Annotated in this window: 17 protein-coding genes; 12 read left to right on the forward strand and 5 right to left on the reverse strand. The window is 71.1% G+C overall.

Annotation, left to right across the window (positions count from 1 at the left end; all coding sequences use genetic code 11):
* Nucleotides 1–148: 148 nt before the first annotated feature.
* From ACZ6D7_RS17180 to ACZ6D7_RS17195, 4 genes are all read left to right on the forward strand, one after another.
* Complete coding sequence (locus ACZ6D7_RS17180) at nt 149–1,222, forward strand: NAD(+)/NADH kinase (RefSeq protein ID WP_469491081.1); 1,074 nt, start codon at nt 149–151, stop codon at nt 1,220–1,222.
* Nucleotides 1,223–1,311: 89 nt separating this feature from the next.
* Entirely contained in the window at nt 1,312–2,070 is a 759-nt protein-coding gene (locus ACZ6D7_RS17185; protein WP_469491082.1) for a hypothetical protein, read from the forward strand.
* Between the two features lie 155 nt (nt 2,071–2,225).
* Nucleotides 2,226–4,004, forward strand: coding sequence for an aminotransferase class I/II-fold pyridoxal phosphate-dependent enzyme (locus tag ACZ6D7_RS17190; protein ID WP_469491084.1), 1,779 nt, complete (start codon nt 2,226–2,228; stop codon nt 4,002–4,004).
* Nucleotides 4,001–4,804, forward strand: a complete 804-nt coding sequence (locus ACZ6D7_RS17195; protein WP_469491085.1) for a phosphatidate cytidylyltransferase — start codon at nt 4,001–4,003, stop codon at nt 4,802–4,804. Before ACZ6D7_RS17190 ends, ACZ6D7_RS17195 begins: the two co-directional genes overlap by 4 nt.
* A gap of 96 nt (nt 4,805–4,900) precedes the next feature.
* Here ACZ6D7_RS17195 and ACZ6D7_RS17200 read toward each other — a convergent pair whose 3' ends face one another.
* Nucleotides 4,901–5,515, reverse strand: coding sequence for a dihydrofolate reductase family protein (locus tag ACZ6D7_RS17200; protein ID WP_469491087.1), 615 nt, complete (start codon nt 5,513–5,515; stop codon nt 4,901–4,903).
* A gap of 207 nt (nt 5,516–5,722) precedes the next feature.
* Here ACZ6D7_RS17200 and ACZ6D7_RS17205 point away from each other — a divergent pair, with 207 nt between their 5' ends.
* Nucleotides 5,723–6,583, forward strand: a complete 861-nt coding sequence (locus tag ACZ6D7_RS17205; protein WP_469491089.1) for an oxygenase MpaB family protein — start codon at nt 5,723–5,725, stop codon at nt 6,581–6,583.
* 117 nt (nt 6,584–6,700) lie between these two features.
* On the opposite strand, the gene ACZ6D7_RS17210 is transcribed toward ACZ6D7_RS17205, so the two are convergent.
* Nucleotides 6,701–7,588, reverse strand: a complete 888-nt coding sequence (locus tag ACZ6D7_RS17210) for a glycoside hydrolase family 19 protein (RefSeq protein WP_469491090.1) — start codon at nt 7,586–7,588, stop codon at nt 6,701–6,703.
* A gap of 356 nt (nt 7,589–7,944) precedes the next feature.
* Between ACZ6D7_RS17210 and ACZ6D7_RS17215 the strand changes: the two genes are divergently transcribed.
* The 7 genes from ACZ6D7_RS17215 (at nt 7,945) to ACZ6D7_RS17245 (ending at nt 17,990) form a co-directional block, all read left to right on the forward strand.
* A complete protein-coding gene (locus ACZ6D7_RS17215) occupies nt 7,945–9,117 on the forward strand; it encodes an ROK family transcriptional regulator (RefSeq protein WP_469491093.1) in 1,173 nt (390 codons plus the stop codon).
* 170 nt (nt 9,118–9,287) lie between these two features.
* Nucleotides 9,288–10,601, forward strand: a complete 1,314-nt coding sequence (locus ACZ6D7_RS17220) for an ABC transporter substrate-binding protein (RefSeq protein WP_469491095.1) — start codon at nt 9,288–9,290, stop codon at nt 10,599–10,601.
* A 22-nt stretch (nt 10,602–10,623) separates the two neighbouring features.
* Nucleotides 10,624–11,547 (forward strand): carbohydrate ABC transporter permease, encoded by a 924-nt coding sequence (locus ACZ6D7_RS17225; protein ID WP_469491097.1) that lies wholly within the window; start codon nt 10,624–10,626, stop codon nt 11,545–11,547.
* Complete coding sequence (locus ACZ6D7_RS17230; protein ID WP_469491098.1) at nt 11,544–12,467, forward strand: carbohydrate ABC transporter permease; 924 nt, start codon at nt 11,544–11,546, stop codon at nt 12,465–12,467. The genes ACZ6D7_RS17225 and ACZ6D7_RS17230 overlap by 4 nt, the downstream gene beginning before the upstream one ends.
* A gap of 47 nt (nt 12,468–12,514) precedes the next feature.
* Nucleotides 12,515–14,341 carry an alpha-galactosidase D gene (locus ACZ6D7_RS17235; protein ID WP_469491100.1) on the forward strand — a complete coding sequence of 609 codons (1,827 nt, stop codon included), beginning with the start codon at nt 12,515–12,517 and terminating at the stop codon, nt 14,339–14,341.
* Between the two features lie 53 nt (nt 14,342–14,394).
* Nucleotides 14,395–16,770 carry a glycosyl hydrolase family 95 catalytic domain-containing protein gene (locus ACZ6D7_RS17240; protein WP_469491103.1) on the forward strand — a complete coding sequence of 792 codons (2,376 nt, stop codon included), beginning with the start codon at nt 14,395–14,397 and terminating at the stop codon, nt 16,768–16,770.
* Between the two features lie 5 nt (nt 16,771–16,775).
* Nucleotides 16,776–17,990, forward strand: coding sequence for an SGNH/GDSL hydrolase family protein (locus ACZ6D7_RS17245; protein ID WP_469491548.1), 1,215 nt, complete (start codon nt 16,776–16,778; stop codon nt 17,988–17,990).
* Here ACZ6D7_RS17245 and ACZ6D7_RS17250 read toward each other — a convergent pair.
* From ACZ6D7_RS17250 to ACZ6D7_RS17260, 3 genes are all read right to left on the reverse strand, one after another.
* Nucleotides 17,956–19,209, reverse strand: a complete 1,254-nt coding sequence (locus tag ACZ6D7_RS17250; RefSeq protein ID WP_469491550.1) for an MFS transporter — start codon at nt 19,207–19,209, stop codon at nt 17,956–17,958. The genes ACZ6D7_RS17245 and ACZ6D7_RS17250 overlap by 35 nt on opposite strands.
* 71 nt (nt 19,210–19,280) lie before the next feature.
* A complete protein-coding gene (locus ACZ6D7_RS17255) occupies nt 19,281–20,036 on the reverse strand; it encodes a GntR family transcriptional regulator (RefSeq protein WP_469491105.1) in 756 nt (251 codons plus the stop codon).
* 325 nt (nt 20,037–20,361) lie between these two features.
* Nucleotides 20,362–21,339 carry a quinone oxidoreductase family protein gene (locus ACZ6D7_RS17260; RefSeq protein WP_469491107.1) on the reverse strand — a complete coding sequence of 326 codons (978 nt, stop codon included), beginning with the start codon at nt 21,337–21,339 and terminating at the stop codon, nt 20,362–20,364.
* Nucleotides 21,340–21,384 lie beyond the last annotated feature (45 nt).

Genomic DNA, 21,384 nt, shown 5'->3' on the forward strand with positions numbered 1-21,384 from the left:
CGGCCCTCGTCCGAGCCCGGGACCGACGTCCTCCCCTGCCGACCGCGCGTGCGGAACCGGGCGGATGAGGCGATCCTACGGAGGGGGCGGCCGGGGCGGCCGGGTGGCCGTTGCCGGCCCTGGGGACCAGGATGTCCTGGAGGCAGAGATGCGGGTGAGCCGACTCGGTCTGGTGGTGCACGGCGGACGCGCGGAGGCCGTGCAGGCGGCCGGTGTGGTCCGTGCCTGGTGCGAGGAACACGCTGTGCGGTGCACGGACATCGACGTGTGGCGCGACGGCGGGCGCCGCCGTGCCCACGACGAGGTCGAGGCGGCAGGAGACCCCGATCTCATCGTCACGCTGGGTGGCGACGGCACCTTCCTGCGCGGTGCGCGGCTGGCGGCGGAGAACGACGCCCTCGTCCTGGGCGTGAACGTGGGAAGGGTGGGCTTCCTGACGGAGGTGCCGGCCTCCGCGCTGGGGTCGGCCCTGGACGCGGTGCGCGAGGACCGGCTCAGGATCGACAGCCGCATGCTGCTCGCCCTGCGCGCCTCCCGCCGCCTGGAGGTGCCGGCGGACATCGAGGCATGGACGCGGTACGGCCGAGGGCCGCTCCTGCCGCCTCCCCAGGTGCGCCCCGACTGCGAGGTCGACGACGAGTGGGGCATCCCGCTCGACGTCACCGCTCTCAACGACGTGGTCCTGGAGAAGCTGGCCAGGGACCGCCAGGTGTCGGTCGGCGTCTACGTCTGCGGCCGACTCCTGGCGTCGTACTCCGCCGACGCGCTGCTGGTGGCCACCCCGACCGGCTCGACCGCCTACAGCTTCGCCGCCGGCGGCCCCGTCGTCTCGCCGCGGGCCGAGGCCCTCGTCTTCACGCCGGTCGCCCCGCACATGGCGTTCGACCGCTCGGTCGTCACGGCGCCCGACGAACCCGTCGGCCTGCGCGTCCTCGAACGGTCCGGGCCGGCCGCGGTCAGCATCGACGGCCAGCTACGAGGCGTGCTGGACCCGGGGGACTGGATCGGCGTGTACGCCGCTCCGCGCCGGCTGCGGGCCGTACGGCTGGGGCCGATGGACTTCTACGGCCGGCTGCGCGAGCGGATGAACCTGACCGACGCCCCGGCCGCCGTCGCCGACGGATCCCCTGCGCCTCTCTGGTCGGTGACGACACCTCCGCCCGGAGACATCGCCCATCTGGCGCTGCTGACGGTTCCGGACGGTCCGTCCCCGCTTCTGTGACCACTTGGGAGCCAGGGCCCGGCCCGCCACTCGATCCGGTGCTTCAGTAAGGCTGACCGGTGAACTGTTTGACTCGTCATACTTTTCGTATGGAATCGCAAGCCATGCGGGAAGCGCGGCGCTGGCTCGCCGAGTGCGGCGTCGTCGAGGCCGCTGACGGGTGGGGCGACGTCGAGAGGCCGGACCGGCCGCTCACCGCCAACGAGGTCGCGCACTCCTGGGCCGGCGAGGTGTTCACGGACGAGGGCCTGGACATGGCCGGGAGGGTACGGGTGGCCTTCGGGCTGCTGGATCTTCTCGACGACTACTGGGTGACGTGCGAGATCCGGTTCGCGGATCGTGGTGCGCGGGGGCCCCTGCCCGCCGACCCGCTGTGGGACGGCTACCGCCGACGGCTGGAGGCGGAGCGGGACGCCGAGGCCGTCACCTACTCGCTCTGGGCCGACTGGTTCGAGGACCACGACACCGCCGCGACGGCCTTCGCCGAGGTGCTCGGGAACGACATCGACCATGTCGTGGCGGAGAGTTCGCCCGCCCGACTCCGCCGGGCCGGCCGGGTCCTGGCCTGCTCGGGCCCCGTGCCCTGGCCCGTGAAGCAGAGCGTGTACGACACCGCCGCGCGGCTCCCCGCACTGCACGCGCCGCTGCTCAAGGCCCTGCTGGCCGGCTACCACGACGTCTCCGGCGACCTGGACCCCACGGCCGCACGGGCCCTCCTCGCCCGACTCCAACTCCCGGCGGACACCCCGCATCTCGCGTCCCTGCGGACCGTACTCGCCGCCGGACACCGCAACCACTACCGCAGCCCGCACGCCTGGGACGAGGCGACGCGGGCCTCGACGGCCTGACGTTCCCCGGTAGTTGTCGCCACCGACGTCCTTGGAAGGGCGGGCGCGGCGCGGCCGCGCCTGAGTACGCGTACTCAGGCCGACTGCGTCGCTCCGCCCTGACGCGCCCGATCCTCGCCCACGACGATGAAGTCCCCGCGTCGGAAGAGGTGTTGATGGGCCGTGACCTGCAGCTGCGCGCTGCTGCTCCGGAAGATCTCGAGTGGATCCACGAACTGCGTCACCGCGTGTACGCACAGGAGTTGGGCCAGCATGCGCCGGATCCCGCCGGGCGGCTTCGCGACGGGCTGGACGGCGACAACGTCTACCTGGTCGCGGCGCGAGGCGCGGCCCGGATCGGCTTTGTCAGCCTGACTCCGCCCTGGGTGGGGCGGTACGCGCTGGACAAGTACCTGACCCGCGACGAGCTGCCGCTGCTGACCGAGGCCGACCTGTTCGAGGTGCGCATCCTCACCGTCGAGCCGCGCTGGCGGGCCTCCGCGGCGGCACCGCTGCTGATGTACGCGGCGCTGCGCTGGATCGCCGCCCGGGGCGGTCGCCGGGTGGTGGCGATGGGGCGCACCGAACTGCTCGACATGTACCGGGCCGCCGGCCTGCGCCCGGTCGGCCGTACCGTCCACAGCGGTGCGGTCACGTTCGAGGTGCTGACCGGCAGCGTGGCCGAGCTGACGAAGGTCACGACGGACCGCTACCGCACCCTCGTGGAGCGGCTGCGTTCCGTGGTGGACTGGCGGCTGGACGTGCCGTTCGCTCCCCGGCCGGACGGCTGCGAGCACGGCGGTGCCTCGTTCGCCGCCATCGGCACGGACTTCCGTAGCCTGCACCGGCGCCATGAGGTGGTCGCCGCCGATGTCCTGGACGCCTGGTTCCCGCCCGCCCCCGGGGCAGTGGCGGCGCTGGCGGAGGATCCGGCCTGGGCCGCCAGGACCTCGCCGCCGACCGGCGCCGAGGGTCTCCTGGCGGAGATCGCCGCGGCCCGGGCGCTGCCGGTGGAGACGCTCACGGTCGGCGCCGGTTCATCCGACTTGATCTTCAGGGCGTTCGGCCAGTGGCTGACCCCGGAGAGCAGGGTGCTCCTGATGGACCCCGGCTACGGCGAGTACGCCCATGTCACGGAGAGGGTGATCGGATGCCGGGTGGACCGGTTCCGGCTGCGCCGCGAGGATGGCTGGCGGATCGATCAGGCCCGGCTGTCCGCCGCCGTCGGGTCCGGCCGCTACGACCTCGTGGTGGTGGTCAATCCGAACAACCCCACCGGACGCCACGCACCGGCCGCCGAGCTGCGCTCGCTGATCGCCGCCGCGCCGGCCCGGACCCGCTGGTGGATCGACGAGGCATACCTGGGCTATGTCGACCTGACCGAGTCGCTCGCCGGCCTCGCCGCGACGGACCCGCGGGTGGTGGTCTGCACCTCGCTGTCCAAGATGTATGCGCTGTCCGGTATGCGGGCCGCCTACCTGGTGGCCGAGCCGACCACCGCGGCGCGGCTACGCCGACGGACCCCGCCCTGGCCGGTCAGCCTCCCCGCGCAGCTCGCCGCGGTGGCAGCCCTGCGCGACCCGGCGTACTACGACGACCGATGGCTGCGCACGCACGCGCTGCGCCGGCAGCTGGCCGCCGACTTGGCCGGCGTGGACGACGCCGTGGTGGTCGAAGAGGCCGTGGCGAACTTCCTCACCGTGACCCTGCCGTCCGGCGGGCCGAGTGCCGCGCAACTGGTCGACGAGTGCCGCCGCCACGACGTCTGTCTTCGCGATCTGTCGCCGCTGTCGGCGGAGTACCAGGGGCGCACCGTGCGTATCGCGGTCAAGGACACCGCCGAGAACGCGCGCATCGTGGCCGCGTGTCGGGCCGCCCTGGACGTGCTGCGGCCGGGTGCGGCCCCGCTCGCTGCGATGCCTGAGGGCGTTCCCGCCGTCGGAGCCGCTCGGTGATCACGGTGGCCTCCCTGGCGCCCTGCCTCGGTGGGGCGCTGGTCCTCGGCGGTGTCGCGGTGGTGGCGTCGCGCCGCCGCGAGCTGCTGATCCGGTGGTGCGCCTGGGCGGTCGGAGTTCCGCTGGTCACCGGGGCGTTCTGGCTCGGCCGCCCGGGTACCGCTGCTATCGCCCTCGTGGTCGGGGTGATCGCGGTGATGGAGTTCGGCGGGCTGATGCGGCTGGGCCGGGCGGACCGGGTGGTGCTGGCCGCGGCGGTCTCGGGCGTGGTGCTGGCCGCCTGGCTGGCGCCGGGACAGGAGCTCCGGGCGGTCGCGATCGGGGCACTCGCGGTGGCCGCGGTGCCGCTCCTGGCCGGCGACGCCGACCACGGACTGCACCGGCTCGGCGCCGGCCTGCTCGGGCTGGCCTGGCTGAGTGTGTCGGCCGCGCTGGTGGTGCTCGGGGCGAGCGCGCTCGCGCTGTTCATGGCGGTCTCGATCGCCGACATCGTGGCGTACTTCGCCGGTCGAGGGCTCGGCGGGCCGCGCCTGTCGCCCCTGTCACCGGCCAAGCGGTGGAGCGGGACCCTGGCCGGGGCCGCGGCCGGGCTCGGCGTCCTGGCGGTGCTGTCCGCGCTGAGCTGGCCGATGGCGGTCGCGGTGGCGGTCGGCGGCCCGGCCGGAGACCTCCTCGAATCCATGATCAAAAGGGGCGCGCAGGTGAAGGACGCCGGCCGCTGGCTACCCGGCTCCGGCGGCCTGCTGGACCGGATCGACTCCCTGCTCATCGCGATGGCGGTCCTGCTGGTCCTGCGCTGACCGTTGTCGGCCGACCGCCCTTGCCCCGGCAGCCATAAGTGGGCTGCCGGGGCCGAGTCTGATCCGTCGCCTGATCCGTGCCTGATCCGTGCCGGGTCACTTCGGGAAGCGGTACTTCAGGTGGGTGGCGAGGGGGGTGTCGACGACCCTGACCGGTGCGAGGTTGTGCCGCCCGGTGGCCGGTCCGTCGAAGAGGCGCAGGCCGTCTCCGAGGAGTGCGGGCACCACGTGCAGCTGCAGCTCGTCGATGAGCCCTGCCCCGAGGTACTGCCGCACCGTGCTCGCCCCGCCCGCGATGTCGACGTTCCTGTCCCCGGCGGCGGCCCTCGCCCGGTCGAGGGCGCTGTGGATGCCGTCGGTGACGAAGGTGAAGGTGGTGCCGCCCTCCTTGACCAGGGTTGGCCGGGGGCGGTGGGTGAGGACGAAGACCGGGGTCCGGAAGGGCGGACTGTCGCCCCAGAACTCCTCGCCCGTGTCGTACATCATCCGGCCCATGACCACCGCCCCGGTGGCGTCGAACCACTCCCGCATCAGCTCGGAGTCACGGTTCTCCTCCCCACCGGTCATGCCCTGGCGCTCCCGCCAGCTCGCCAGGTTGTGGATCCACTCGAAGAGCGGCTCGGCGCCGTCGCCGCCCGGGTTGTCGACGCCGACGTCGGTGCCGGCGATGTAGCCGTCGAGGGAGATGGCCATGTCCGCGGTCACGGTCATGATGGGGCTCCTGAGGTCCTGGGATGTGCTGCCTTCACCCTCACGTCGATCGGGAGCGCGTGCCTTCGACATGCCCGACGGCCTTCGACATCCCCGGCGGCATCCGGCATGCCCGGTGGCATCCGGCATGCCCGGCCCTTCAGAGCCATGCCCGGAACACGCCGGGCATGCCGGACACTGAAAGAAGGGGCGAGTACGGAGGCGACGATGCTGACCGATGTCCGCGAGCACCTGGGCCGGACCCTGTTCCATCGGGTGGCGGGCCCGGACGGGTCGGAGATCCGCGCCCGTATCCACGGCACTCCGGGCCCGCGCTGGTTCGGCCCCGAGCGCCCCATCCGGACGGTTCACGGCGACGCCTCGATGTTCATCGGCGGGATCAGCGCCCTGCTGCTGCAGTCCCTGCACCCGCTCGCCATGGCGGCCGTCGCCGCGCACTCCGGCTACCGCGGCGACCCGTGGGGCCGGCTGCAACGCACCAGCACCTTCCTGGCCGTGACGACCTACGGCACGGCCGAGGACGCCCAGCGGGCGGTCGACCACGTCCGCGGCATCCACGAGCGGATCCGCGGGAGAACGGCCGAGGGTCTGGCGTACCACGCGGGGGACCCGCACCTGCTCGGCTGGGTGCATGCGGCCGAGACGGAGAGCTTCCTGCGGGCCCACCAGCGCTACGGTGCCCACCGGCTCGACGCCGCCGGCTACGACGCCTACGTGGCCGACACCGCCCGGGTCGCCGAGGCCCTCGGTGTGGTCGACCCGCCCCGCGACCGCCGGGACCTGTCTCGGCGCCTCGCCGCCTACCGCCCCGAGCTGCGGGCCACCTCCGAGGCCCGCGCCGCCGCGCGGTTCCTGCTGTTTCAGCCTCCGCTGCCGCTCGCGGCACGGCCGTTCTACGGCGCGCTGGCCGCGAACGCCGTCGCGCTGCTCCCGCCCTGGGCCCGGGGCATGCTCTGGCTGCCCCGCGTCCCCGTCGTCGAGGACATCGCCGTACGCCCCGCCGGCCACGTAGTCACGAGGACCATCCGCTGGGCCATGACCCCGCCGCCGCGGCCGCGCACGGACTGATCCGCACGGTCACGTGTCTGTGTGCGGGGGCGCGGGGGCGCCGTCCCGGCCCGTCCGGGTCTTCCATCGTCGCCGGACGGAACCGGGCGCACGCCACCTTCGTGGCAGCGGCTTTGTTCAGCAGTAGAGGTTGGCGCCTGCCGAGGTGCCCAGGATCTGGACGAACCGCTGATAGGCGCTCACCCGACTCTGCACCTGCGCGGGGTTCTTGCCGTCGCACTCCAGGGAGCCGTTGATGCTGCGGATCGTTTGGCCGAATCCGGCGCCATTGACCATCGCGTTGTGGGGCGTCATCGTGCCGGGGCCCGACTGCGTGTTCCAGTACCAGAGCGCGGTCTTCCAGGCGACCGAGGCGTTGGTCTGCACGAGGTTGGGGTTGTTGAGCAGATCGAGGCCGAGCGCGTCGCCCGCTGCCTTGTAGTTGAAGTTCCAGCTGAGCTGGATGGGGCCGCGGCCGTAGTAGGCGGCCTGGCCGGCCGGGCAGCCGTAGGGCTGGCTCCAGTCGCAGTAGTGCGGGTAGTTGGCGGTGTTCTGTTCCACCACGTGGACCAGCCCGCCTGTCTCGTGGCTGACGTTGGCGAGGAAGGCGGCGGCCTCCTGCTTCTTCACGGTGTCGCTGCCGGTGTTGGCGAAGCCCGGGTAGGCGCTCAGGGCGGCCTTGAGGCCGCTGTAGGTGTAGAAGGAATTCCGGTTCGGGAACATCTGGTTGAACTGCGCCTCGCTGACGACGAACCCGGAGGGGTTCGTGGGGCCGCTGTCGCAGGCGTACGGCTCCCAGTACCAGGTGCTGATGGTGGGGTCGTAGCCCGGATTGTCGTGCTCGGCGATGTAGGCCTTGCCGTCGGTGTACCGCACGATGTCGCCGGTGACGTAGGACCTGCCGGCCGTCCAGCTCGGGTAGCTCGAACAGGCCGCGGCGGAAGCGCCTGCGGCCGGCAGCAGCACCGGTGTGGCGGTTGCGACCGCGACGGCGGCCAGGAACGCGGAGAGGCGGCGTTTCGACACGGAATCAGCTCCTTGCGGTGGCAGGCCGCACCGGAGGCAGGGCGGGGCCCTCGTGCGCACGCGCCGACGGGGCCAGCCGCGGCGTCCGGGCGGCCGCAGTGGGGGGTGTGGAGCCACGGTCCCGCTTTGGTCTGTACCAGTCAAGGGTGTAGACCAATTGGATCTGGAGTCGATGGCGGAGAAGGTTGCGAGCTGTCGATTGGTCGGCGGGGCGGGTCAAGCGGGCCCCTTTGATTGTGCGTCAAGTACCCATGTCTGTCTTGTGTTTATGCATCATCACGACTTTCTGACCAGCCATCAAGCGAATCCTGTTTCATTCATTGACAGCGGAAAATAAGGCGCATAGGTTCCCGGCCATGCCCTCGACCCACCACGCCGAGGAGTTCCCGGCGCACACTCCGGCCGCCTCGCAGATCTTCACCACGGTCCTGTCCCACGGCCCCCTCACCCGCCTCGACGTGGCCCGCCGGGCCGGACTGTCCGCGGCCGCCGTCACGAAGGCCGTCCGTCCGCTGATCGAGGCCGGATACCTGGTGGAGGACACGGACCAGGAGGCGCGCCCCGCGCTCGGGCGGCCCGCCAACCTGGTGCGGGTCGACGGGGGGCGGGCGCTGTTCGTCGGGATCAAGGTCACCGGCGACGAGATCATCGGCGTGCTCACCGATCTGTGCTGCCGCATCCGCGTCGCCCGCCGGGTACCGCTGGCCCGGCGCACCCCCAAGGAAGTGCTCACGGCCACCGCCGAGCTGACCCACGAACTGCTCACCGAGGCGGACGACTTCGGAGTGCGCGTGCAGGGCCTCGGGATCGCCGTCGCCGGAGAGGTCGACCGGACGGAGGGCACCGTGCGCTACTCGCCGTTCCTGGAGTGGCGCGACGTCCCGCTCGCCGAACTGGCCGCCACGACCACCGGGTTGCCGGTCACCGTCGACAACGACGTACGGGCGCTGACGGTCGCGGAGCAGTGGTTCGGCGACGGCGTGGGGCTGTCCGACTTCGCCGTCGTGACGGTCGGCGCCGGAATCGGGTGCGGCCTGGTGGTGCACGGCCGAGTGGTCGCCGGAGCCCACGGCGTGGCCGGCGAGATCGGCCACGTCCCGGTCGACCCGGCCGGACCCTTCTGCCACTGCGGCAACCGGGGTTGCGTCGAGGCCATCGCGGCGGACGCGGCCATCCTGGCCCGGATCCGCGCGGCGACCGGCATCGAGGTGGCCGACAGCGGCGAAGCCGTCGACCTCGCCCACCAGGGCAACGCCGCGGCCCGCCAGGCCTACGCGGAGGCGGGCGAGGCGATCGGCCGCGGCATCGCCACCGTGGTCAACCTGCTCGGCCCCGAACGCGTGATCATCTCCGGCGAGGGCCTGGCCGCCTACGACCTGTTCGCCGAACAGATCCGCGACGCGTTCACCGCCACCGCGTTCGGCTCCGCCGCCCGGTGCGACCTCCGCACCCGCCCGCTGCCGTTCGAGGAGTGGGCCCGCGGGGCCGCCGCGACCGCCATCCAGTCCTTCATCAGATCAGACCCCTGAACCGGCACGTATCGGACCTGAACCAGCACCCGTCGAACCCGAACTTGCACCCAGCGGACCTGAACCAGCACCCGTCGAACCCGAACTTGCACCCATCGGACCTGAACCAGCACCCGTCCAACCCGAACTTGCACGCATCAGACCTGAATGACCACGCACGAGGAGCAGGAATGACGCAGCAGAGCCGCATCCCCCTGGCCGCGCGCGGGCCCGGCCGTCGCACCGTCGTCGGTGGTCTCTTCGGAGCCGGGGCGGCCGCCCTGGCCGCACCGGTCCTCACCGCCTGCGGCGGGGGAGCCGCGGCCGACCCGAAGACGGTCACCTTCGGCTCCAACGGCGCCGACGCCACCCCCAAGTCCGCCTACGCGGCCGTGACCAAGAGCTTCACCGAGAGGTCCGGTCTGAAGGTGAAGACCAACACCGTCGACCACGACACCTTCCAGAAGAGCATCACCAGCTACCTCCAGGGCACCCCGGACGACGTCTTCACCTGGTTCGCGGGCTACCGCATGCAGTACTTCGCCAAGAAGGGCCTGTGCGCCCCGCTCGACGACGTGTGGGAGAAGATCGGTGGGGGCTTCGGCGACGCCACCCGGCAGCTCTCGCGCGGCGAGGACGGCACGTACTACTTCGTCCCGCTCTACAACTACCCGTGGGCGGTCTTCTTCCGGAAGAGCCTCTTCCAGGAGCGCGGCTACCAAGTTCCCACCACCTGGGACGAGTTCACCGCCCTGGCCAAGCGGATGAAGAAGGACGGCCTGTCCCCGATCGCCTCCGGCTACGGCGGCGGCGACAGCTGGTCCGTCCTCGGTGCCTTCGACTACCTCGACCTGCGCGCCAACGGCTACGACTTCCATATGCAGTTGATGCGCGGCGAGGTCTCCTGGACCGACCGGCGCACGGCCCGCGTCCTCGACCTCTGGCGCGAGGTGACCCCCTACCACCAGACCGGCGCCGGCGGCCGCTCCTGGCAGGACGCCGCCCAGTCGCTGCTCGACAAGAAGTCCGGCATGGCCGTCATCGGCCTCTTCCTCGGCCAGCAGATCACCGACGAGAAGATACGCGCCGACCTCGACTTCTTCCCCTTCCCGGAGATCGACGCGACCCACGGGCAGGACGCCGTGGAGGCGCCCACCGACGGGTTCATGCTCAGCCGCAGGCCCAAGAACGAGGACAGCGCCAAGAAATTCCTGGAGTTCCTCGGCGGCGCCCGGGCCGAAGAGCTGTACATGGGCGTCGACCCCAGCAACCTCGCCGTCAACGAGCAGGCGGCCACCAGCTCCTACAACGCCCTGCAGAAGAAATCCGCCGAACTCATCGGCTCCGCCCGGCACATCAGCCAGTTCGCGGACCGCGACAGCGACCCCGGCTTCATCTCCACCGTCGTCCTGCCGGGCCTCACCCAATGGCTCGGCCACCCCGACGACGGGACGGCGACCCTGAAGCGGATCGAGTCGCAGCGCGCACGCTTCTTCTCGGCCTGACCAGGACCGGAAAGGCCTCCCCGTGTCCCTCGAACCCTCCGCACCGCACCGCGCCGGACGCCTGAGCACCGGCGACCGCATCTTCCTGACGGCGTTCATCGGCCTGCCGCTCCTGGCGCTCCTCGTCCTCGTCTGGCTCCCCGCGCTCACCTCGATCGCCCTGTCCTTCACCACCTGGGACGGCATCGACCTCGGCGACATCCAATGGACCGGCCTCGACAACTACACCGAGATCCTCACCAACTACCCGCCCTTCTGGCCCGCGGTGCGGAACAACCTGATCTGGCTGCTGTTCACCGCCCTGCTGCCCACGCCGTTCGGCATCCTCCTCGCCTACCAGCTCGACAAGAAGATCCGCTTCACCAGGATCTACCAGACCGCGATCTTCCTGCCGATGGTGCTCTCCCTCGCCGTCGTCGGCTTCATCTGGGAGATCATCTACAGCCCCGACACCGGCCTGCTCGACAGCGCCCTCCAGGCCGCCGGTTCGGCCCACCACATCGACTGGCTCGGCGACCCCGACCTCAACCTGTGGGCCGTGCTGATCGCGTCCGGCTGGCGCCACACCGGCTACATCATGATCCTCTACCTGGCCGGCCTCAAGGGCTTCGACCCGGCCCTGAAGGAGGCCGCGGCGCTCGACGGGGCGAGCGGCCGCCAGACCTTCCTGCGGGTCGTCTTCCCGGCCCTGAAACCGGTCAACATCATCATCCTCGTCGTGACCGTCATGGAGTCGCTGCGCGCCTTCGACATCGTCTACGTCCTGGGCGGCGGCGTCGGCAGCAAGCCGGGCATGGAACTCCTCTCCCTGCTGATCACCGACAACATCATCGGCGAGTCCAGCCACATCGGCTACGGATCCGCGCTCGCCGTCGTCCTCCTCCTGGTCTCCCTGGCCGCCATCGGCACGTTCCTCGTCCAGACCTTCCGCAAGGAGGCGCGGTGACCACGACCGCCGTCCGGCCGCCGTCCCGCCCGCGCCCGGCCCACCGGCCCCCGCCCGACGGCCCGTCCCGACCGCCGCGCGCCATCGGCCTGCACCTCTTCCTCGCGGGCGTCTCCCTGCTCTGGCTCGTCCCGCTGCTGTGGGCCGTCTACACCTCACTGCGGCCCTACGGCGACACCGCACGGCACGGCTACTTCTCCTGGCCGCACAGCATCGGGACGGACAACTTCACCGACGCCTGGACCCAGTCCGGCATGCCGCACTTCTTCCTCAACTCGGTGCTGATCACCGTCCCCGCGGTCCTGGGCACCCTGCTGTTCTCCGCGGCCGTCGCCTTCTACGTCTCCCGCTTCGACTTCCGCTTCAACCTCGCCCTGCTGATGCTGTTCACCGCGGGCAATCTGCTGCCCGCCCAGGTCCTGATCACCCCGCTGTACCGGCTGTACCTGCTGGTCCCGCTGCCGGGCTGGATGAGCGACTCGTTCCTGCTGTACAACTCGGCCTGGGGCATCATCGCCATCCACATTGCCTACCAGTGCGGCTTCTGCACCTTCGTCCTCAGCAACTACATGAAGACGATCCCCAAGGAGATCTCCGAGGCCGCGGTCGTCGACGGCGCGCAGGTGTGGCGGCAGTTCTTCCAGATCATCCTCCCGCTGTGCCGCCCGGCCTTCGCCGCCCTGGCCACGCTGGAGTCGATCTGGATCTACAACGACTTCTTCTGGCCCCTCACCCTGATCGAGACCGGCGACAAGCGTCCCGTCACCTCCGCGCTGGCCAACCTCCAGGGCCAGTACTTCACCAACCCCAATCTGATCGCGGCCGGCGCCCTGATGACCGCGATCCCCACACTGCTGGTCTACTTCGCGCTCCAGCGGCAGTTCATCAGCGGACTCACCATCGGCTCCGGCAAGGGCTGAGCCGCCCCCGATCGCCCTCACCCACCGAATCCCGGGAGGTACGACCCATGCGGTCATCCTCGTACCCCGCCCCGCCCGCTCGCGCCCTGAGAGCGACGGTCGTCCTGGCCCTCGCCGCGGGCCTCATGACGACGGTCCCCGCGGCACACGCGGCCACCACCACCCCGGCGGCGGACACCGCCGGACCCGCGGCCGCCGCGATCGCCGCCAAGCCCTACATGGGCTGGTCGAGCTGGAGCATGCAGTCGTCCAAGTACCCCGGCCTGAACCCGGACGGCGACTACAGCTACCTGACCGAGGCGAACGTCCTCAAGCAGACGGACGCCCTGGCCGCCAAGCTCAAGAAGTACGGCTACGAATATGTCAACATCGACGCCGGCTGGTGGATGGACAAGACGTGGAAGCCGGACTTCGACCAGTACGCGCGCCAGAAGGCCGACCCGGTCCGCTTCCCCCACGGCATGAAGTCCGTCGCCGACCGCATCCACGCCAAGGGCCTCAAGGCCGGCATCTACCTGCCCGCCGGCCTGCAGAAGGAGGCGTACAACGACGGGAAGTCGCCGATCTGGAACGCGGACGGCTGCACCACCGCCGACATCGTGTACGGCGACCTGCGCACCACCAACGGCTGGGGCAGCTCCTACAAGCTCGACTTCACCCGGCCCTGCACCCAGAAGTACATCGACTCCCAGGCGCGGCTGATCGCCGACTGGGGCTACGACTTCCTCAAGCTCGACGGCGTCGGACCGGGCTCCGGCAAGAGCGGCGACCAGTACGACAACGTTGCCGACGTGGCCGCCTGGAACAAGGCGATCGCCGCCACCGGCCGCCCCGTCCACCTCGAACTCTCCTGGTCCCTCGACATCGGCCACGCCGCCGACTGGAAGGCGTACTCCAACGGCTGGCGCATCGACACCGACGTCGAGTGCTACTGCAACACCCTGGTCAGCTGGGAGAACTCCGTCGACGACCGCTGGGACGACGCCCCGGCCTGGACCCGGCACGCCGGCCCCGGCGGATGGAACGACCTCGACTCCCTCGACGTCGGAAACGGCGAGATGGACGGCCTCACCAAGGCCGAGCGGCAGAGCTACGCCACCCTGTGGGCCATCGCCAAGTCCCCGCTCTACACCGGCGACGACCTCACCCGCCTCGACTCCTACGGCCTGTCCCTGCTGACCAACCGCGAGGTCATCGCCATCAACCAGGGCGACACCCCGCCCGCGCACCCCGTCACACCCTCCGACCCCCAGCAGGTCTGGGCGGCGAAGAACCCCGACGGCACCTACACCGTCGCCCTGTTCAACCTCGCCGACGCGCCCGCCTCGGTGACCGCCGACTGGGGCACGCTCGGCTTCACCGGCAAGGCCGGCGTCCGTGACGTCTGGAACCACGAGAACCTCGGCACGTACAAGAACAAGGTCACCCAGGCCCTGCCCGCCCACGGCTCCCGCCTCTTCACCGTCACCCCGCGCGGCACCGCCGTCACCACGACGGCCCACGAGGCCGAGGCCGCCGGGAACACCCTCGGCGGCAACGCGTCCGTCGCCGACTGCTCCGCCTGCTCGGGCGACAAGAAGGTCGGCAACCTCTACCTCGGCGGCACCCTGCGCTTCAACGACATCGTCGTCGCCAAGGCCGGCACCTATCAGATCAAGGTCTCCTACGTCAGCGGGGACGCCCGCTCGGTCGACGTCTCCGCCAACGGAGGTGGCACCACCCGCCACAAGTTCCCCTCCACCGGCGACTGGGGCACCGCCGCCGGCGTGTACGTCCCCGTGACGCTGAAGGCCGGCGCCAACACCATCACCCTCGACAGCGGGTCCGGCTACGCCCCCGACATCGACCGGATCGACGTACCGAAGTCGTCCTGATCACCCGTGGGGCCCGGCCCGCCGCCGGGCCCCCTCACCCGTCCGGAGTCGCCATGAACCCCCGCCCGGCCGATCCCAGCAGACGCACCCTTCTCTCCCTCGCCGCGACCGCGTCCGTCACCGCCGCCCTCGCCGGCCTGCCCGCCTTCACCGCCTCCGCGGCGCCCCAGCGGCCCGCGGACACGCCCGAGTACGGCGGCACCTCCCGCCATCTGTTGTGGTGGCAGGCCCCCGCCGACGAGCACTCCATGATCGAGCAGGGCCTGCCCCTCGGGAACGGCCGCCTCGGCGCCCTCGCGAGCAACGACCCCGGCCGTGAACTGCTCCTCGTCACCGACGCCACGATGTGGACCGGCGGCCTCAACGACACGCTCGACGCAGACGGCCAATTTCCCTATGGCCGCGAGGACTTCGGCTCCTTCACCCTGCTCGGCCGGCTCACCGTCGACATACCCGACCACGATCTGTCCGCCGTCAACGACTACCGCCGCACCCTCGACCTCGCGCGCGGCGTGGTGACGACGACGTACGTCCGCTCCGGAGTGACCTACCGCCGGCAGATCTTCGCCAGCCGCCCCGACGACGTGATCGTGCTGCACTTCACGCAGAACGGCCGCGGCCGCTACACCGGATCCGTCACCCTGGACGGCACGCACGGCGAAACCCCGTCCACGGCGGAATCGTTCACCGGCTCCTTCCCGAACGGCCTGCGCTACGGGGCGGCCGTCAAGGCGTACGGCTCCGGCGGCCGGGTCGCGGTGAACGGCACGCGCATCGACTTCACCGGCTGCACCGACCTCACCGTGGTGGTGAGCGGCGGCACCAACTACGCACCCGACGCCAGGACCGGGTACCGCGACCCGTCCCTCGACCCCGGGAAACTGGCCCGCACCAAGGTGCGCGCCGCCGCCGCGCACGCGGCGGACACCCTGCTGCGCACCCATGTCGCCGACCACGGGGCCCTGTTCGGGCAGTTCGACCTCTCCCTCGGCACGTCCACGCAGGCCCAACGCGCCCTGGACACCTGGGAGCGACTGAAGGCGCGCGCCCACGGCGGAGCGCCCGACCCCGAGCTGGAAGCCGCCTACTTCCAGTACGGCCGGTACCTGATGATCGCCGGTTCGCGTGGCAGCCTCCCGCTGAACCTCCAGGGTCTGTGGCTCGACGGCAACGACCCGGACTGGATGGGGGACTACCACACCGACATCAACCTCCAGATGAACTACTGGATGGCCGACCGGGCGGGCCTCTCGCAGTGCTTCGACGCGCTCACCGACTACTGCCTCGCCCAGCTCCCGTCCTGGACGTCCCTCACTCGCGGGCTGTTCAACGACCCGCGCAACCGCTACCGCAACTCCAGTGGCAAGAACGCCGGATGGACCGTCGCGATCTCCACCAACCCCCATGGCGGCAACGGCTGGTGGTGGCACCCCGCGGGCAACGCCTGGCTGTGCAACACGCTCTTCGAGCACTACGAGTACACGCTGTCCCGCGCCCACCTGGAGCGGATCTACCCGCTGCTCAAGGGCGCCTGCGAGTTCTGGGAGGCGAGGCTCCTCACCACGACCCTGCCGGGCGGCTCGCGGGAGGTCCTTATCGCCGACAGCGACTGGTCGCCCGAGCACGGACCGCTCGACGCCAAGGGCATCACCTACGCCCAGGAACTCGTGTGGGCCCTGTTCGGCAACTACTGCGCCGCATCCGCGCAGCTGAAGAAGGACACCGGGTACGCCGACACCATCGCCCGCCTGCGCGAGAAGCTCTACCTGCCGCAGCTGAGCCCTACAACGGGCTGGCTGCAGGAGTGGATGTCCCCCGACAACCTGGGGGAGACCACCCACCGGCACCTGTCCCCGCTCGTCGGCCTCTTCCCCGGCGACCGCATCCGGCCCGACGCCTCCACCCCCGCCGACCTCCTCGACGGCGTCACCGCCCTGCTCACCGCTCGCGGCACGGAGAGCTTCGGCTGGGCGAACGCCTGGCGCGGCCTGTGCTGGGCTCGGCTGAAGAACGCGGAGAACGCCTACCGGCTCGTCGTCAACAACCTCCGCCCCTCGGTGAACGGCAGCAACGGCACGGCGTTCAACCTCTTCGACATCTACGAGGTGTCGCAAGGCCGGGGCATCTTCCAGATCGACGCCAACTTCGGTACCCCGGCGGCGATGACGGAGATGCTGGTGTACTCCCGTCCCGGCCACGTGGAACTGCTGCCGGCGCTCCCCGAGGCGTGGGCCGCGGCGGGCTCGGTCACCGGTCTTCCCGTGCGCGGCGGATTCGTCGTGGACCTGGAGTGGCGGAAGGGGAAGCCGACCGAGGTACGGCTGCGGAGCACCGGTGGCCGCACCACGAGGCTGGTCCACGGCGATGTCTCGCGCACGGTCGGTCTCAAGCCCGGCGGCACCGTCACGCTGAAGGACCTCGCCCGGTGAGCGCCCTGAGCGCCCGGCGGACCGCACCGCGGCTCCTGGCCGCCACCCTGTTCATGGCCCTGGCCGTGCAGGCCGTTCCCGCGGCCGCCGGGGCCACGGAACAGCGGCACGACGTCGTCACCTGGGGTGCGAGCGCCGACCGCCTGGGCGAGGCCGTCGCCGACCGCGGCTACCGGCTCGCGGTCCACACCAGTGTGGGCGGGGACAATCTGCGCATCCGGCTCTCCAACGCGTTCGGGGACCGGCCGGTGACCTTCGACAGCGTGTACGCGGGCCTGCGGAAGCAGGGCGCCGAACTGGTCCGGGGCAGCAACCGGCGGCTGACCTTCGACGGCGCGCGCTCCGTCACCGTCCCCGCCGGGGCCACCGCCTACAGCGACCCGCTGCCGGGCCGGCTGGCCGCCGCGAGCGACCTGCTGATCAGCATCCACTCGCCGGACGCGGCGGGCCCGGCGACCGGCCACGGCATGGCCATGCAGACGTCGTACGTGACGCGGGGCGATCACACCGGCGAGGAGGGCGCCACGACTTGGAAGGACACCACCGGCTCCTGGTTCTACCTCGACGCCGTCAGTGTCCGTACGTCCGCGACGATCGGCGCGGTGGCGACGCTGGGCGACTCCATCACGGACGGCTGGCAGTCCTCCTCGGACCTCAATCGCCGGTGGCCCGACTATCTGGCCCGTCGGCTCGAGAAGTCCTCCCTCACGACGGTGAAGGGGGTGGCGAACGAGGGGATCTCCGGCAACAAGGTCCTGGCGGACGGCGCCGGACAGAGCGCCCTGAACCGACTGGACAGGGACGTGCTGTCCCAACCGGGCGTGCGGACCGTGTTCCTCTTCGAGGGCGTCAACGACATCAAGGCCCACTCCGGCGTGACCGCCCAGGACATGATCTCCGGATACCGGGAGATCATCGACCGGGTGCACGCGGCCGGCAAGTGTGTCGTCGGCGCGACGGTGGCGCCGTTCAAGGGCTGGTCCGAGTGGGACCCGGCCGCCGAGTCGGTCCGCCGGGACATCAACGCCTTCATCCGGGACAGCGGCGCGTTCGACGCCGTCACCGACTTCGACCGCATCCTGCGCAGCCCCTACGACCCCGAGCGCATCCTGCCGGTCTTCGACGGCGGCGACCACCTGCACCCCAACGACAAGGGCATGCAGGCGATGGCCGACGCCGTCGACCTCACCGGCCTGAACTGCCCGACCGCGCACGACTGAACTCCGTTCGCAGCGGTGACAGGAGGTTCGGGATGACGCTCAGCGTCATCCCGGCCGCACCGATCCACAAAGTGGCTGTCGCTCCGAACACAGAGCCCGAGACTCCGCCCAGAAGTCCGCCCAGAGGAATGCCGCCCCAGGACACGAACCGGGCCGTCGCGCTCATGCGGCCGAGGAGTCGATCCGGCGTGAGGGCCTGCTGGAAGCTCGACTGAGCCACGACGCGGACGACCCCGCCCAGCGAAAGAGACGCGAGTCCGACCGCGGCCGCACACACGCTCCAGCCCGGTCGTGACAACGGCATCAGGGCGGTCAGCGGACACGTGACACAGGGCGCGAGCCAGATGACCCGGCCCTGTCCGACCCGATGCGAGATCCTCGTCGCCGACAATGCGCCCAGCAGAGCACCGCAGCCCATGCCCGACAGAACGAGGCCGATACCGAAGGAACCGAGGCCGATACTCCTCTCCAGGAAGACCAGCAGCATGGTTTGGTACATGACCAGGAAGAGGTTGAACAGCGCGTCGCTCAGGATGATCGCGCGCAGGCCGGCGTGCCCGAGAACGAACGTCAAGCCCTCCTTGATGTCGCGCCCCAGTCGCTTGCGTTCACCCGGCTCCGGAATCCGTTCGCGGGCGCGGATACCGAGCGCGAGCAGTCCCGACATGGCCATCCCGAACGAGCTGACCAAAAGCGTCGCGGGGGCTCCGAGCCAGCCGACCAGCGGTCCTGCCACCGCCGGCCCGCTGACGCCGGTCGCGGAGCGCACGGCCGAGAGTTTCGCGTTGCCCTCCACGAGATTGCCGCGTCCCACCAGGTGCGGCAGACAGCTGACGTACGCGACATCGAAGAAGACGGTCAGCACGCCATGGAGCAATCCGACGGCGTAGAGCCACCGGATGGTGAGAAGGTCCGCCCACCACGCCATCGGTATCGTCAGGAGGACCAGCGCCCTCGCGAGATCGGTGCTGATCATCACCGATCGCTTCCGCATACGGTCCACCCACGCGCCCGCCGGAAGTCCGACCAGGAGTGAGCCTGCCGTGGTCATGGCGGTCAGCAGTCCGACCTGGAACTCGTCGGCATGCAAGGCCACGATGGCGACCAGGGGCAAGGCCAGAAAGATGACGCGGTCGCCCAGCTGGCCGAGTGCGGTGGCGGCGAACAGGCGCGCGAAGTCCGGTTCGCGTAAGAGTCCGAGCCGGGAAGATCTGAGCATGCGGATCACCTGTGGTCGGTAGGGAAATTCCGCCCCGCTGACTTCAACGGGGAACGGGGAACGGGGAACGGCTACGGACGGTCGACCCCGAACTCGTAGACCACTTCCCTACGCGCGTCCGGAATGACGATGTCGGCGGTCTCCACCGGACGTCCGCCGTCGTCGTGGATGGTCCGCTCGATCCGGAGCACGAGGTCCCCGACGCTGATTCCGAGAAGGTTCGCCTGCGCCTGGTCGGCGCGTGCCGGACGCGGCAGCTCGACCACGGTCTCGACGACCACGCCGATGGACCGCATCCGCACGACCACGCCCTTTCCCGCGAGGAGACCCTTCTCGGGCAGCATGACGGGCGTTCCGCCCGTGATGGCCATCGGCTCCCAGGATTCGGAGAGCTGGACGGGTTGCCCGTCGGCCAGGAACTCGTAGTGCGTGTGGACACAGAGGTCTCCGGGGCGGATGGCGAGCCGCTCGGCGATCGCCTCGGGGGCGGGGACCCGCACCTGGCTGTGGGAATCCCAGGCGCCGGCCCTGCCCCGTTCCCGCATTCCCGCGAGGGTGGGGGAGCCCCGGCGTTCGCGGTGCCTGGAGCGGACCATCCGGAGGCGCTCGCGTGGCAGGCGGACGTAGGTGCCCGAGCCCGCGCGTCCTTCGAGGAGGCCCTCGATGATCAAGCGGTCCATGGCCCTCTGGACGACGTTGCGTCCGACCCCGTATGCCTCGGCCAGCCGCGCGCGGGACGGCAGGCGCTCCCCGATGTCCCACTGTCCCGCGAGAATCCGCGCGCGCAGCGTGTCGGCGACGGCAAGATACGGCGCCTCTCGGGGCATGGGCGACTCTCCGGTTGCTCTGCTGCGCGGCAGTTGGTGATTCCAGGCGGCGTCGGCAAGCTACCGCACCCCGTGAGAGCTACTGGAGTAGCAATACGCTCGGTGCCCACGAGGCCGTGTGTGCGGATGCGCGAAGGCGAGCGTGCCCGCCCTCTCGGCCTCCGGGGCCACCGGGGCCACCGTCCCGACCAGACCACGGAATCCGGCGGCGAAGACCAGGACGCAGCCGAGGGCGAGGATCCCGATCAGCAGCCGGGCCAGGACGTTGGAGTCCGGTGGTGGGCCCGAGTGGACGAAGTGGAGCGGGACTTCCAGGATCAGACGATCAGCCGGTGACGCGCAGCAGGAGCTTGCCCGTCGACGTGCGGCCGCCCATGAGCGTGTGGGCCCCGGCGGCGTCGGCCAGGGGGAATTCCGCGGTGACGGGAAGCGTCACCGTGCCCTCGGCGACCGTGAGCAGGGCGCGTTCGGTCAGGGCGCGCAGCGCGTCGGGCGCGGTCTGGGCGAGCGCCAGCACGGAGAAGCCGGCGACGGAGCGGCCCCGCGGGTACAGCTCGGGCTGTCCGACCTGCCAGGGCTCGGCGCCGCCGGCGTTGCCGAAGGACACCAGACGCCCGAAGACCGCCAGCGCGTCCAGGCCCAGGCGCAGCGTGTCGCCGCCCACCGGGTCGAGCACCAGGTCGACACCCCGGCCCGCGGTGGCGCGGCGGACGTCCTCGGCGAAGGCGTCGGCGAGGAACACCTCGTTGTAGCCGTGCTTGAGGGCGTACTCGGCCTTGGCGCGCGTGGAGACCGTGCCGTAGACCGCGCCGGCGCCCGCCGCCCGGGCGAGCTGCCCGGCCACCGTTCCGATGCCTCCCGCCGCACCGTGCACCAGCACGCTATCCCCGGCCCGCAGCCGCCCCACCTCATGGACGAGGGCGTGCGCGGTCGGCAGCACGGTGGGCAGCGTGGCGGCGGTCCGCAGGTCCAGGCCCGCCGGGAGCGGGAAGACGGTCGCGGCCTCGGCGAGCACCACCTCGGCGTAGCCACCGCCGTCGACGAGCGCGGCGACCTCCTGCCCCGCCCGCAGCCCCTCGACGCCCTCGCCGACTGCCCGGACCCGTCCGGAGATCTCCAGGCCGGGGCGGTAGGGCAGCGAGGTCACCCGGTAACCGTCGGCGCGCGCCTTGATGTCCGCGAAGTTCACTCCCGCCCAGGCCGCGTCGATCGTCACCTGACCGGGGCCCGGCTCGGGCACCTCGGCCCGCACGATCCGCAGCACCTCGGGACCGCCGTACTCCTGGAACTCGACCGCACGCATACGCAAGACCACCTTCGTGAGTGTTCAACAGGGATCGAACACTGC

Source organism: Streptomyces sp. NPDC041784, assembly GCF_055591025.1.